This window comes from Arthrobacter sp. FW306-06-A (assembly GCF_021870055.1).
Lineage (GTDB): Bacteria > Actinomycetota > Actinomycetes > Actinomycetales > Micrococcaceae > Arthrobacter.
Window position 1 is genome coordinate 1,061,952 of sequence record NZ_CP084552.1, and the last position, 13,471, is coordinate 1,075,422.

The following is a 13,471-nucleotide window of genomic DNA, read 5'->3' on the forward strand; positions in this document are numbered from 1 at the left end:
TCAAAAGAACGGCGGACTTACTCACGGATGGCGTACGCCGTTCCCCGCTATAACATCCCTGTACCCTTCCCTGAATGTGGGAAACGTGAAGGCAAAGCCCGTGCTGCGAAGGAGATGGTTACCGCAGCGTTTGTTTCCCCCGCGGGCAGGTCCGGCGTCACCCAGGCGGGGTGAAGGAAGGCCGAGTTCGTCCGCCAGGAAGCGCAACACCGTTCCCAGATCGGCTGGTTCGTTGTCCACACCCACGTATACGGGCGCTGGCGCGGCATCCATTGTTGCCAAATGCACCAGGGCCGCCGCGGCGTCGTCCCGGTGGATCCGATTGGTGTAGCGCACGTCTTCAGGAATGACAGCCGACCCCGACTTCACCTGGTCGATCAGCCGAGCCCGTCCCGGCCCATAGATGCCACCCAGCCTGAGCGAGATGCCGGCAGTGGTGGTTCCGGCAAGCCTGGCCTGCAGAAGGTCTTCGGCCTCCACCAGCACCCGGCCGGAGAAACCACCGGGGTTGGGTGGCGTGGACTCGTCCACCCAGCCACCATCCGCATCACCGTAGACCGCGGTGGAGGAGACGAAGATGATGCGGCGAGGTGCCACTCCGTCGCGTTCGAGTGCATCCAGGACGTTTGCTATTCCGCGTACATACGCAGAGCGGTATGCCTCTTCCGTCGGGGAGTCGGCCGCCACGGCAATGACGACGGCGGAGGTGTCTGCGGGGACGGCCGGCAGTTGCGTAGACGCGAGGTCAGCCGCGGCACCTTCGATGGCTGCCGGCAGTTTTGCAGGGGAACGGCGCCACCCCACAACGCGGTGGCCCAAAGCCGCGAACCGCAAACCCGCCTCGGTGCCCAGGTCGCCGCATCCTGCCAGGAGAATCGTCATGGCCTACGGGGCCTCCACCGGGAAGAACACGCGGGGGTCCTGCAGCAGGGCCGGGTATGTAAACGCGGAGCGGTCGATGATTTCCGTGACCTCGAAATTCCTGCCGAAGCGGCCGTCGTCGAGGGTGATGGGCCGGCCCACCACCTGTCCCACCGCGAACCTGGCCCCGTTCTCGAACGGAACCGCTACCGGCGTCTTTCCCGGGAGGGTCCGGAACGCTTCCTCCTGTGCCAGCCGTTTGCGGGTGGGCTTCTTCGCCTGGGGCTTGGGCGGGGCCTTCTTGGGCGTGCGGGACGGACGGCGGGAGCCGTCGTCCACGTAAACGGGGGAGTAGCCGTGGTCGTCCGCGGACATGGCGGCCGCGGCAGCAGCGGCTCGGTTCACCGGAGGAAGTGCCACCGTGGTGAGGGACTGCGGATCCACGTCCTCATACGGTTCCCGCAGGATCCACAGGATGTCCCCTTCCGGCTCCTCCGGCAGGAATTCGTGCCGGGGTTCCGGCCAGACGTAGTCCATGTCCGGAATGGCGTCCGGGAACACTGAGGAGTAAAACTTCGGTTCCTTGTGGACCAGCTTGGAACGGTGGCTTAGGTGGAAGTCCGGATCACCGAGCCACGGCGGCATGATGATCTTCGCGGCATAGTCCGGGTGGGCTGCCTGCGGTGCGAACTCGGCAATGTTGGCGCGGGTGTTGTCCGGGTGGCCGCGCTCAATCCATTCGTCCACCATCGCCAGTCCGTACATGGTGAGGGCAGGCACGTGGCCCATCCACATCCGGATCGCCGGGTGGGTCTGCCAGCCGTAGCCCGGAATCACCAGGGCGCGGAGGGTTTGCAGCGCTTCGACCCGCTGCTTGCCCAACCGCGCGGTGTCCAGGGCTGCGGCGCTTTGGCGGAAGTCAGGGTACGGGAGAAAGGTTTGCATCCATTCAGTCTGACGGTCCCAGCCGGAAGTGCCAATTGGAGTGCCGGCGGCCACAGGCAGAGAGTGCATGTGTCCAAATAATGGACGGCTGCATACGTGTCCCAGGTTAAACCACTAAGATCACCGCAACCACCCCCGCGTTTTGGAAGCCCTCTCATGACATTTACACCTGACAAAGCCGTCACCCCTGCCCCCGCTGCCCTTCCCCGCTATGGACAAATGCTCGGTCCGGAAGCCCAGGGCATCCTGGTTCTGGACGAATTCATCATCGATCCCGCCGCTGCACGCAAAGACCAGCACCGCTTCCGCGACGGCATGGCCGCCGTCGCCCGGACGATGCGCCGCATTGCCGCCCTTCGCGTGGTCATCGCACTGGTAGCCATCGCCAACCTGCCCCTGTTCCTTCTCTCCAGCGGCTGGTGGATCTACGGCGTTTCGCTCGCGCTGGTAGTTGCAGTCCACACCGCAGTGACACTGCTCAACCGGCACGAGCCGCGACTCAAGCAGCAGTCCGCCTTGGAGCTTCACATGCACCGCGAGCGCAGCGCCAACTACCGCAAGGTGCGCGACGCCGTGAAGTACATGATCGATACCCCCAGCCGCATGAACGAGCACCTTTACCTGGAGTTGCTCGCCGTCAAGCGGGTCGCACTGAACCTGGCGCACGGCACCGTGGCGCTGCTGGACACCAGCGACGACTCCGCCTGGAAGGTGCGCATCGTCCGCGAGTTGCCCGCCAGCTGACCGCCAGCCGACGGCCGCCCATCACGGCAGCGGCTGAGGAATTAAAAGAACGACGCCGGCACATCCCTTGTGGGGGTGTGCCGGCGTCGTGGTTTGGTCAACGGAATTTGTCTATCGCCGACCTGTCTGTGTCGCCTTGGGAAGGCGGGGCGCCCAGGGGCGCTTGTGGTGCTGCGTCCGCTGTTAGGCGGGAAGCTGGATGACCTGGCCCGCGAACACGAGGTTCGGGTCTGCAATGGTGTCCAGGTTGGCGTCGGCAAGGTGCTGCCATCCGCCCTGGATGCCCAGCTTCTGGGCAACGATGCTCAGGGTATCTCCGGCCTGGAGGGTGTACGTCTCGCCGCTGAGGGCAACGGAGGTGGCGTGCCGCGGCGCCGGTGCTTGCTGGACCGTAGCGCTCTGGACCTGCGTGGCCTGGACGGGTGCACTCTGGACCGGGGCGCTCTGAACGGGAGCGCTTTGGACAGGTGCACTCTGGACCGGGGCTCCGCCGCCACCGCTCAGTCCGAGCTGGGACGAGCAGGACGGCCAGGCGCCCCAGCCCTGGGAAGCCTGGACCCGCTCGGCTACTGCTATCTGCTGTTCGCGGCTGGCGTTCTCGGGAGATCCCGTTCCGCCGTAGGCCGACCAGGTGCTGGAAGTGAACTGCAGGCCGCCGGAGAAACCGTTGCCCGTGTTGATAGACCAGTTACCGCCGCTCTCGCACTGGGCTAGCGCGTCCCAGGTGGAGGTGGGTGTGGCTGCGTTGGCCGCTGTGGCTGAAAGGGCCAAACCTGCCGCGGAGACGGCGGCCAAGGTGACTCCGCGGCGCGCGGCAGTACGGAATTTGGTGTTTTTCATGATGGTGATGCTCCTGAAGGCCACCAACGCTGGCTCCGTCCCCGGAGGTTATCGCGACACTGCCCACCCCTGACGATATCGAGGTCACTGTCGGTGGCTGCCGCTGGGCAGTTCTGGTGGAGGCAGCACCGGGCAATCAAAGAGCCCGCCAGGCGGGCATGTGTTTCACGCTAGGACATCGCCCGGCCGTTATCAAATCGAGATTGAAGCGGGCGTGTTGGCTGTGGCGCCAAGCACGTCGATGCTGTGCCTAACACCCGGTGCAAGCTTTCGCGCAGGCGCGAAAGCGGGACGGGCACTATCCTGACCGGATGGACAACTTTCCCGGTGGCAGCACCATGCCCGAAACCGAAACGGAACCCGCGGAATCCGCGGTCCCTGCCAAGCCCCTTCCGGTGGCCGAACTGCACCTGCACATCGAGGGCACGCTGCAGCCCGAGCTCATCTTTGCCCTGGCCGAACGCAACGGCATTTCCCTGCCCTACTCCGGACTGGATGAGCTGCGCCAGAAGTACGAGTTCACCGACCTGCAGTCCTTCCTGGACCTCTACTACGCCAACATGGCGGTGCTCCAAACCGAGCAGGACTTTGCGGACATGACGCGCGCCTACCTGGAGCGCGCCGCTGCCGCGGGCGTCCGGCACGCCGAAATCATGATGGACCCGCAGGCGCACCTCTCGCGCGGCATCCCCCTGGAGGCATGCGTCAACGGCGTGGCCTCGGTGCTGGCAACCTCCGAGGAGGAGTACGGGATCTCCACCATGCTCATCGCGGCCTTCCTGCGCGACCTGCCGGAGGACTCGGCACTGGAGGTCCTGGGTCGGCTGTTGGCCATGAACGCACCCATCGGTGCCATCGGCCTGGACTCGGCCGAAGTGGGAAACCCGCCGTCCAAGTTCGAGCGGCTGTACGCGAAGGCGCGTGAAGTGGGCCTGCGGTTGACGGCGCACGCGGGGGAGGAGGGCCCGGCGTCGTACATCACCGAAGCCCTGGACCTCCTGGGTGTGGAACGGATCGATCACGGCATCCGCTGCATGGACGACCCCGACCTCGTAGAGCGCCTCGTGGACGAGCGTATTCCCCTGACCGTTTGCCCCTTGTCCAACGTCCGGCTCCGCGCCGTTGACACCCTGGCGGACCATCCGTTGCCGGCCATGCTCGCGGCGGGACTCAATGTTTCGGTCAACTCGGACGATCCCGCCTACTTCGGCGGCTACGTGGATGACAACTTCGCGCAGCTGACCGCCGTGTTCGACCTCTCCGATTTTGACAAGGCGCGGTTGGCAGCGAACTCGATCCACTCCTCCTTTGCTTCCGACGAGCGTAAGGCGGAACTGCTGGCCGAACTTAACGGCAGGGAGCTGTCCGACTGACGGCTGCTGTGTCGGGCGCAACAGCCGGGCTTTCTGCCCGGTAAACTAGGTGCCGCAGGCGTGTCTGGGGAGTGCAAGGCAGCACCCATGTCGGCGCTTCAGGGTTATGCAGCCAGCCCTTACCCGAGACCTCCGCCTCACTTGCGGCACCATCCGCTTCACAGACGGTCACGACACGCAGAGTTAACCAATTAAAGTCGCGCGATTTAATGGGTAGTTGGCAAGATGCCTAAGACCGATCGCTTTTATATAAGGGGAATCATGGCCAAGTCCACCGCAGAAAACACTTACCTTCGGCTCAAGACCGTGCTGGATGTCCTGACCGAAGGCGTGTGGTCCGGCGATGCACTGAATGCTGGCCAGGTCCTGGCGGAAGCAACCGCCCGCGTGCCGTTCAACGAGCATGAGGCCGAACTCCTCAGTGGCGGCATCCCGCGTGGCCACAAGACCCTCACCTCGGCAACCGCCAAGCTGGTCAAGGCGGGCTGGCTGATCAAGGGCCGCTCGGGCTGGACCATCACCGAGGATGGCATGCGGGCCACCGTTGCCTTCCCGGATGTGGACTCCTTTGCGGCAGCGCTCGACGCCGGCACTCCGGTCCCTGCGGACACTCCCGTTCCCACGGCTCCCGAGGGCTTTGTCCGCCCGGTTTCAGCCGCTGCGGCAACGTTGGAGGTTCCGGCCAAGGAGGAAGCTCCCAAGAAGGCCGCCAAGAAGGCACCGGCGAAGAAGGCAGCTTCCGCTGTGGGCAAGGCAGCCAAGGCACTCGAAGAGGCCGTGGAGCCCGTGGTGAAGGCCGTCCGCAAGGGCAAGTCTGCGCCCAAGGACAAGACCGAAGCTGTTGCTGCCCCTGCCGAAACCTCCACGGCGACCGGAGCGGCTGAGCCGTTCGAGGGCCCTGATGTTGAAACCCTGCCGCAGCCCGAGGCTGTCGCGGTGGCCGGTGACTTCAACACCATCTTGGGTGCGCCCGAGGACTGGGCACCGCAGTACGACGAAGCCCAGATGGAGTTCGACTTCCTGGACCAGCTGTGGAAGAAGAGCGCCGAGCTTCCCGCCGGTTACTACACCTTCAAAATTGCCCTCAACCGTTCGTGGGATGAGAACTACGGCGCCTTCGGCACGTTCGACGGCCCCAACCACGAACTGCACCACGCCGGTGGCACCGTAACCATCCGCTACAACCACGCCACCCGCGACATCACCATCAACTAAGCCTCGTGTGCCCAACCGGGCAGCGGTTACTGCCGATTCAAACGGCACCTGCCGCTGCCTGGTTGGGCACGCCGATGTTTCCATAGGAGGCCCGGCATGGGCAGGCACGAACGCACGCAGGACGGCCCAACGCAGGATAGCGTGCGGCTGGACGCCCGCGTGTTCGGCATGGTCCAAGGCGTGGGCTTCCGTTACTGGACGATGGGTACGGCGGAGGACCTTGGATTATCAGGTGAGGTAAAGAACCTCAACGACGGTTCGGTATCCGTGGTTGCCGAGGGTCCCCGGCCACAAGTCCACAAACTGCTGGACTGGCTGAACTCGGGCCGGACTCCCGGCCGGGTGGAGCGGGTGGATGATGCCATCTCCGAAGCCAAGGGGAATTTCCGCGGCTTCCGGGTGGGCTGACTGAACCGGCCTCGCTCCAACAAGGCGGCTCGCTCAACCTTGGTCCCGCCAATTCCGTGCCCTTGCCGAGCGCTCGTCGATGGGCCCACGGGACTCCGATGGCTATTCCCGCGGGCTCAGGCCGATGAACGCTCCCAGCTCCTCCACGGCCGCAGGCTTGTGCGGCATGTAGCTGGTGAGCTCCGGGGACCGGACGATGACTGCCCGCCACTGGCCACGGGATACAGCCACGTTCATGCGGTTCCGGTTCAGCAGGAATTCTGCGCCCCGAGGTGCCTCGGCCACCGCCGAGCAGGCCATCGAAACCAACACCACGGGTGCCTCTTGGCCCTGGAACTTGTCCACGGTGCCCACCCGAACCTCCGGCAGTGCGGCCTCTGCCAGGTGCCTTCGGATTAGGTGAACCTGGGCGTTGTACGCGGCCACCACCAGCAGGTCCTGCTGCTCCAGGGGGCGGGCCTCGCTGCCGGCACCGGCAGTCCACTTGAGGCCGAGATGGCGTTGGACCTGCCGCACCACTTCGTCGGCCTCTTCCTTGGACGCCGCGGTGTTGCCGGTGTGGTTGGCGAAGACGGTCTCCACCCCCGGTGCCATCCCCTCCAGTTCGCGGTGGGCCGCGGCCGGAGCCGACTTCAGCTTTCCCTCGTAGCTGAGGATGGACACGGCGCGGCACAGCTCCGGGTGCATGCGCCAGCTGTCGGCGAGGAAGTAGCCCAGGGCCGCGGGAAGGGTGGCGTGCCCGGCGGCGAGCCAGCCGAGGGCGGACTCATCCACGGGTTCGGGGTGGGCTCCTTGGGAAACCTGCGGGAGCTGCTGGGGGTCACCCAGCAGGAGCAGTCGATTACCCGCGCGGCTGACCGCAAGTGTGTTGGCCAACGAGAACTGGCCGGCCTCATCAATGACCAGGAGATCGAGCGAGCCGGCGGGGACCTCCTTGCCGGTCATGGTCCATGCGGTGCCACCCACCAAACATCCGCCAGGTGACGACAGCAGGCGGGCTACGTCGCCTTCGGAGGTGAGCGTCCAGGGAACATCGTGGGGGGACGCCAGTTTCTTGGCCACCACGTGAGGATCCACTCCGCCGGTCTCGATGGAGCGGCACAGAAGGTTTTCCACGACGTTGTGTGACTGGGCAACGACGCCGATCTTCCAGCCTTCAGCGATGAGCCTGCCGATCACATGGGCCCCGACGAAGGTCTTGCCCGTCCCCGGCGGCCCCTGTACCGCCAGGTAGGAGTTGTCCAGGTCCCGCAGGGATTCAGTAATGGCCCCCGCGTAATCGGCCGCACCATCACTGCCATGCAGTACGTCGGCCGGTCCCTTGAGGGAGCGGAACCGCGGCGGGAGCTTGCGCAGGATATCCAGTCCCGGCTGCGCGGGGAGGGACGGGACTGAGGAGCCGACGGCGCGCGCAATTTCCGCGATGGCGGCCTCGATGTTGTCCGTGGCGATGGGTTTGTCCTCGGTGAGGGCCACTGGAAGGTGCGCGTAGGCAGCAACTTTTCCGGTCTCACGCTCGGCGATGGTGATCAGGGTGTGCCCGGGATTGTCAGGCGCGGCCTCCAGCTCATGGATCCTGGTTCCGAAGGTGTAGGCCCTGGTGCCGGGAAGCGCATCGGGGGCAAGCATTCCGTCGGGCCCCGGCGGGTCGTACAGCCGGCACCAGTTGGAGTCGGCGCGGAAATCAGAGCCCTCGGTCATGGTGCCGCGCAGCTTCAGAAGCCGGGTGCGCATCCGTTCCCTTGGCTTTGCCAGGGCCCAGTCCGAAACGACTTCGGCAGAATCAACCACGAAGACGTTCCGTTGGTCGGACCAGTTATCCATCGGTGCCTCGACCCGGTCGAAGTGCTGCCACCAGAACTGCTTGCGTTCGCGCCGGTGGTACCCCGTGGCGGCGGCCACCATGGCAATGGCACGTTCGTCATTAGTCCAGGGGCGATTGTCCGGCAGGGCAGCCAGGTATGCACGCAGCTTGCCCTCCTCCGGTGTCTCCTCAACCGGCGTAGCGTCACCCTCCGCATTACCGGCAATGCCCGCTAGTTCGGCCGGACCGGCTTCGGGACCACTGGCGCCTGCACCAAGCTCGCCTTTATCCACCGCTCCTGCCGTCCGGCCGCGCTTCAGGGAAGCAGCACCGGCTTCCTCTCCCAGCTGGAGCAGCCAGTCCCGCAGCCGCAGTGTGGAGAGGCAGTCGTACTGGTTGTAGTCGGAGATGGAAGCCAGGATGGCGGCCGCATCGTCCTGGCGCCCTTCTTCACGGGCGGCGCAATAGGCGGCGTAGGCAACCACCGAGGCTCCAGCGTCCTTGACGTCCCCCGAGCGCAGGTTGTCTCCCATGTAAAGCGGCTCAAGCTTCTTGATGGAATACGACGCCTCCGAGATTCGGATGGAATGCCGCACCGTGGCGTAGAGGTCCACCAGCAGCCCCTGCCGCAGCCAGTCATCCACCGTCTCCTCGCCGGCCTGGTGGGCGAGGGAAAGGTTCCTTAGCGCAGTCTTTTCGTACGGGGCGTAGTGGTACACGTGCATGTCCGGGTAGGTGGCGCGGCGTTTCTCCACATACTCCAGGAAGTCGAGGAAGGCGCGGCGTTCGCCGGAGCGGGAGTGCGCCCAAAACGGACGGAACACTGGATGGTCTTCAGCCCCCGCTACCGGGGCCTCGATGACGCCAAAGAGGTACTCGATGCCCCAGGCGCCGGTGGCAGGATCCTGCCACAGCGGATCGCCTTCGAAGTCGAAGAAGATGTCGCCGGCGCTTGGTGTCGGAAGGGACCCGATCACATTCTCCTGAAGAACGGTGTAGGAGACCGTGTGCGGTTCACCATCCTTAACGTAGGTGCGGGACCCCGCCGGCTCATCCAGGCCCAGCTGCATCCGGGCCTGGGCGCGGAGCCGGACCACGGAGTTCTTTGCGTCCGCGGCCGGCATGGCCGCCAGTTCATCGACGGTGCTGACGTTGGCTTCGTGAAGTTTCCGCCGCTGGACAACGGACATGCCTGCCACCATCAGCAGGTCCCTGTGCAGCTTGACCTGCTCGGCGCAGTAGTCGCAGCGTCCGCAGTGCACGATGCCGGGCTGCTGCCACTGCACCGGGGTATCGCCCGCGCGGTGGTCTGAGGTGAGCTGGCGGAAGCGCCGGCGCCGCTCCCGGAACAGCGGCAGCAGGTCGGGCAGTGAGTGGCTGCTGCGCAGCCAGTCGTCGCCCACCCGGGTGCCCAGGACGAGGGTGACCACCGGCGACGGTTCCAGCCCCATGCCCAGGAGTTGGTCGCCGTACGCGGCAAGCTGAAGGAGGGCCCCTGCCTTGGCGTGCCGGGCGAGTTTGGTGTCCCAGACCTCGTACCGCCCAGGGTTTCCCGTTCCGGCGGCCTCGTTGACCAGGAAGTCTGCGTACCCCAGGAATTCGCCGTCGAAGAAGGTGGCCTGGAACACCACGTCCGCACCGGACCGGAGCGCCAGTTCGGTTTCCGCGTGCTTTGCCTGCAGCTCGCCGCGGAGGTTTTCGCCGCGCTCCAGCGAGTAGACGCCCGAGCCCCGGCTGGCGTCCCACTCGCCGTACTTCGCCACCAGGCTGGCAAGCACCGTCTGCTCGTGCCGGTCGCCCAGCTCACCCGCGCGCTTTTGCATCTCGTCAACGGCGAACTCTGCCTTGGGTGCACGGCCCAGTTTTTCGTCCAGGATCCGGAGCGTGCGGTACTCACACTCGGAGGCAGCCACCAAGTCACTGGCCGAAAAGACCAGGTCCGGTGGCGAACCGGAGTCAGTTTCAACACCGGCAGCGTGGAGCAGAAACACGGGGCCTCCCCAATGACAGCCGGACCCGGAGACGGTTTCCGTGGCCCTGTTTTCGTGGCTGGAACAAACGTAGCAAGAGGGACTGACAAAGACCGGGCAGGCCCTCAACAACAACGGACCCGGGCGTGAACGCCAGGCCCGTCTTGGCAAAAGCCGGCAGGTCAGCTTTCAGCTGCGGCTGCCCGGACCTGGGCCTTGTCATGTTCCGCGTGGGCCTTGCGGATCAAGTCCATGAACTCGGTCTCGTTGCGGACCAGGCGCTTGTACTTTTCCGGGAGCTTGCGGATCTGGGTCTCCTCCCGGCACATCCTGGCGAAGATCTTGTCGCGTTCGGCCATGTCTGTTTCGTAATTGAGGTCCAGGTATTCGGTGGCGTGCCGCCTGGCCCCGGATACGGCGTTCTTGGCCTTGCCCTTGGGGCTGAAGATGGACGCGAGGATGGTCACCACCAGGACACCCAGGATGACGCCCAGGGAGACTCCGGTGCTGACTTCCACCACGTTGACGTGTTCGCCGTCGTTGATGAACGGGAGGGTGTTTTCGTGCAGGGCGTGCAGGATGAGCTTCACGCCAATAAAGCCGAGGATGACCGCCAGCCCGTAGGAGAGGAAGATCAGCCGGTCCAGCAGGCCGTCGATCAGGAAGAACAGTTGGCGCAGGCCCATCAGCGAGAACGCCGTGGCGGTGAAGACGACGAACACGTTCTGGGTGAGGCCGAAGATCGCCGGAATGGAGTCCAGGGCGAACAGGATGTCCGTGCCGCCGATGGCCACCATCACCAAGAGCATCGGAGTCAGGACCCGCTTGCCGTTCTCCACAGTGAAGAGCTTGTCGCCGTCGTAGTGCTGCGACGCCGGCAGGAACTTCCGGGCGAGCCGGACCACCAGGCCTTCGGAGTCGTCGTCGTCGTGGCTGTCCGGCTTGAGCAGGTTGCCCGCAGTTACCAGCAGGATGAGCCCGAAGATGTAGAACACCCAGGCGAAGCTGTTGATCAGTGCCGCACCCAGGAAGATGAACGCCGTGCGCGCGATCAGGGAGAACACAATGCCGAACAGCAGCACCTTTTGCTGGTCGGCCCGCGGTACTTTGAAGCTGGCCATGATGATGAGGAAAACGAAGAGGTTGTCCACGGACAACGCCTTCTCCGTGACATAGCCGGCAAAGTACTCGGTGCCCATGTCGGGGCCGCCAAACAGCAGTACCCCCAGCCCGAACAGCACGGCAATTCCCACATAGATCGCCGACCAGGTGGCCGATTCCTTGATAGTGGGGGTGTGGGCCTTCCGGACGTGGAAGAAGAAGTCGAAGGCCAGCAGCCCCACGATTCCCGCAATGGTCAGGGTCCAGGCAAACGCAGGTACTTCCACGCGGGGGGCCTTTCGTTGGAGGGTCCCCCCAGCCTACCTAAGCGGGCTTCAGGAGTTGGTTTTCCACGACGGCGGACCGGGACAGGGTCTTGTACCCTTCCTGCTCGAAGAGCACGGTGATCACATCGTCCTCGTGCCGCATGACCAGGCCTGGCCCCCATTCCTTGTGGACCACTGCTGACTGGAGCGGGAACGGCTCATCGCCGGCACCGGAAGCCGGTGCGCCGCCGTCGGACGCTGCGCCCTGCTGTTTCCTGCCGGCCTTCTTGTTCGCCTGCTTCTTGTCCGGCTTGCCTTCCTTCGCTGCGTCAACGGGAGCGGCGGCAGCGGCAGCGCAGCCGTCACAGTTGCCGCAGGGCTCGGGCAGGTCCTCGCCGAAGTAGCCCAGCAGGAACTGCCGGCGGCAGCCGTCCGTCTCCGCGTACGCGCGCATCATGGTGAGGCGGGACTGGTCCACCCGCTGGCGGGCTTCGGCGAGTTCGACGGCGTCACTCACCAAGGTGGGCAGCTTGGCTTTGGACGTCAGCCGGACGCCGCGCTTGCCAACAGCCACCGCACCGATCTCCTCCAGCTGGTTCACCAGGCCCGTGACGCGGCGGGGCTTGAACCCCGTCAGCTCCGCGAGGGAGGACTTTGGCGTGGCGGCGTGCGCAGCCTTGAGTGCCTTCAGCACCGCGAGGAGGGAGTCGGGGTCGGGGGAGTGGGTGCCGAAGAATTTGCGCAGCCCCAGGTCCTCAGAGCGGTAGTGCAGGACGGCGGAGGCAGGCTCGCCGTCCCTGCCTGCCCGGCCGATCTCCTGGTAGTAGGAATCCAGCGATTCCGGGATGTCGGCGTGGACCACAAAGCGGACGTTCGGTTTGTCGATACCCATCCCGAAGGCAGTGGTGGCCACCACCACGTCCAGCTTGTCGTCCAGGAACAGCTCGTGGATGTGTTCGCGGTCCCCGGCCGAACGGCCCGCGTGGTAGGCCTCGGCGCGGAGCCCCTCCTTGGCCAGCTTGGCGGCGTACTTCTCCGTGTCCTTGCGGGTGGCGGCGTACAGCAGCCCCTGTCCTTTCCTGGCCAGGTCCGCAACCTCCTCCAGCACCGCTTTGCGCTTGCCCTTGTCCTCGTGGTGCCGGACAACGTCAAGGCGGATGTTGGGCCGGTCGAAGCCGCGGACCAGGACCAGCGGGTCCTTCATCCCCAGCCTCTCCACGATCTCGTCCCGCACCGGCGGGGAAGCCGTGGCGGTCAGGGCTGCCACGGGCGGGTTACCCAGTTGCTCGCGGACATTGCCCAGGGCAAGGTAGTCCGGTCGGAAGTCATGGCCCCAGGACGAAACACAATGCGCTTCGTCCACCACGAACAGCGAAATGTCCAGGGCCTTGATCCGGTCCACAGTTGATTGTTTAGCCAGCTGCTCCGGGGCAAGGAACACGAACACGGCCTTGCCGTCCTCAACGGCGTTCCACGAAGCTTCGACGTCGGCGTCGCTGTGCGAGGAGTTGATTGCCACTGCCGCATCGGTGCCCAGATCTTGGGACAGCCCGTCCAGCTGGTCTTCCTGTAGGGCAATCAGCGGTGAAACCACGACGGCGGGACGTCCGGTCTGCTGGTGCAGGTGCAGTGCCGCGACCTGGTAGATCGCGGATTTCCCGTAGCCGGTGGGCATCACAGCCAGGACATCGCGGCCGTCCACGAGGGCCGCCATGCCGGTCAATTGGCCGTCCCGGAGGTGGGGGAGGGAGAAGGCTGATTCAGCAAGGGCCCGGAGGGCAGGTTTGTCGGACATGAAACGGGCTCCGCAGGCAAGAAGAGAGAGCGGCCGCTTGCTTCAGCCGTAGCAACCACCCTACGCCAGCCCCGCCCCGCCGTCGTAAATTCCCGCCAGTGGCGCCCTTCCAGTGTGGGCGGCCCGGACCCGCATAATCGTTGCCGGCC

10 protein-coding genes are annotated in these 13,471 nt (G+C 65.3%); 4 read left to right on the plus strand and 6 right to left on the minus strand.

Features of this window, described 5'->3' with window-relative positions; all coding sequences use genetic code 11:
* Positions 1-21 precede the first annotated feature (21 nt).
* Both LFT49_RS05065 and LFT49_RS05070 read right to left on the minus strand, forming a co-directional pair.
* Entirely contained in the window at positions 22-882 is an 861-nt protein-coding gene (locus LFT49_RS05065) for an SDR family oxidoreductase (protein WP_237429929.1), read from the minus strand.
* Positions 883-885: 3 nt separating this feature from the next.
* Positions 886-1,806: an MSMEG_6728 family protein gene (locus LFT49_RS05070; RefSeq protein ID WP_237429930.1), complete on the minus strand. Its 921-nt coding sequence runs from the start codon at positions 1,804-1,806 to the stop codon at positions 886-888.
* A 156-nt stretch (positions 1,807-1,962) separates the two neighbouring features.
* Between LFT49_RS05070 and LFT49_RS05075 the strand changes: the two genes are divergently transcribed.
* Positions 1,963-2,550 carry a hypothetical protein gene (locus LFT49_RS05075; protein WP_236801260.1) on the plus strand — a complete coding sequence of 196 codons (588 nt, stop codon included), beginning with the start codon at positions 1,963-1,965 and terminating at the stop codon, positions 2,548-2,550.
* Between the two features lie 183 nt (positions 2,551-2,733).
* Here the strand turns inward: LFT49_RS05075 and LFT49_RS05080 are convergent, their stop codons facing one another.
* Positions 2,734-3,390 carry a LysM peptidoglycan-binding domain-containing protein gene (locus LFT49_RS05080; RefSeq protein WP_237429931.1) on the minus strand — a complete coding sequence of 219 codons (657 nt, stop codon included), beginning with the start codon at positions 3,388-3,390 and terminating at the stop codon, positions 2,734-2,736.
* 311 nt (positions 3,391-3,701) lie between these two features.
* On the opposite strand from LFT49_RS05080, the gene LFT49_RS05085 reads away from it, so the two are divergent.
* From LFT49_RS05085 to LFT49_RS05095, 3 genes are all read left to right on the plus strand, one after another.
* The gene (locus tag LFT49_RS05085; RefSeq protein ID WP_373992689.1) at positions 3,702-4,763 is read left to right on the plus strand and encodes an adenosine deaminase; all 1,062 of its coding nucleotides are present in this window, start codon (positions 3,702-3,704) and stop codon (positions 4,761-4,763) included.
* 261 nt (positions 4,764-5,024) lie between these two features.
* Positions 5,025-5,978: a pullulanase X25 domain-containing protein gene (locus LFT49_RS05090; protein ID WP_237429932.1), complete on the plus strand. Its 954-nt coding sequence runs from the start codon at positions 5,025-5,027 to the stop codon at positions 5,976-5,978.
* Between the two features lie 96 nt (positions 5,979-6,074).
* Positions 6,075-6,386: an acylphosphatase gene (locus LFT49_RS05095; RefSeq protein ID WP_236801264.1), complete on the plus strand. Its 312-nt coding sequence runs from the start codon at positions 6,075-6,077 to the stop codon at positions 6,384-6,386.
* A gap of 102 nt (positions 6,387-6,488) precedes the next feature.
* Here the strand turns inward: LFT49_RS05095 and LFT49_RS05100 are convergent, their stop codons facing one another.
* The 3 genes from LFT49_RS05100 to LFT49_RS05110 form a co-directional block, all read right to left on the minus strand.
* Positions 6,489-10,181 (minus strand): TM0106 family RecB-like putative nuclease, encoded by a 3,693-nt coding sequence (locus LFT49_RS05100; RefSeq protein WP_237429933.1) that lies wholly within the window; start codon positions 10,179-10,181, stop codon positions 6,489-6,491.
* A 161-nt stretch (positions 10,182-10,342) separates the two neighbouring features.
* A complete protein-coding gene (locus tag LFT49_RS05105; RefSeq protein WP_236801266.1) occupies positions 10,343-11,548 on the minus strand; it encodes a TerC family protein in 1,206 nt (401 codons plus the stop codon).
* 37 nt (positions 11,549-11,585) lie between these two features.
* Positions 11,586-13,322, minus strand: coding sequence for a RecQ family ATP-dependent DNA helicase (locus LFT49_RS05110; RefSeq protein WP_237429934.1), 1,737 nt, complete (start codon positions 13,320-13,322; stop codon positions 11,586-11,588).
* Between the last annotated feature and the right edge of the window lie 149 nt (positions 13,323-13,471).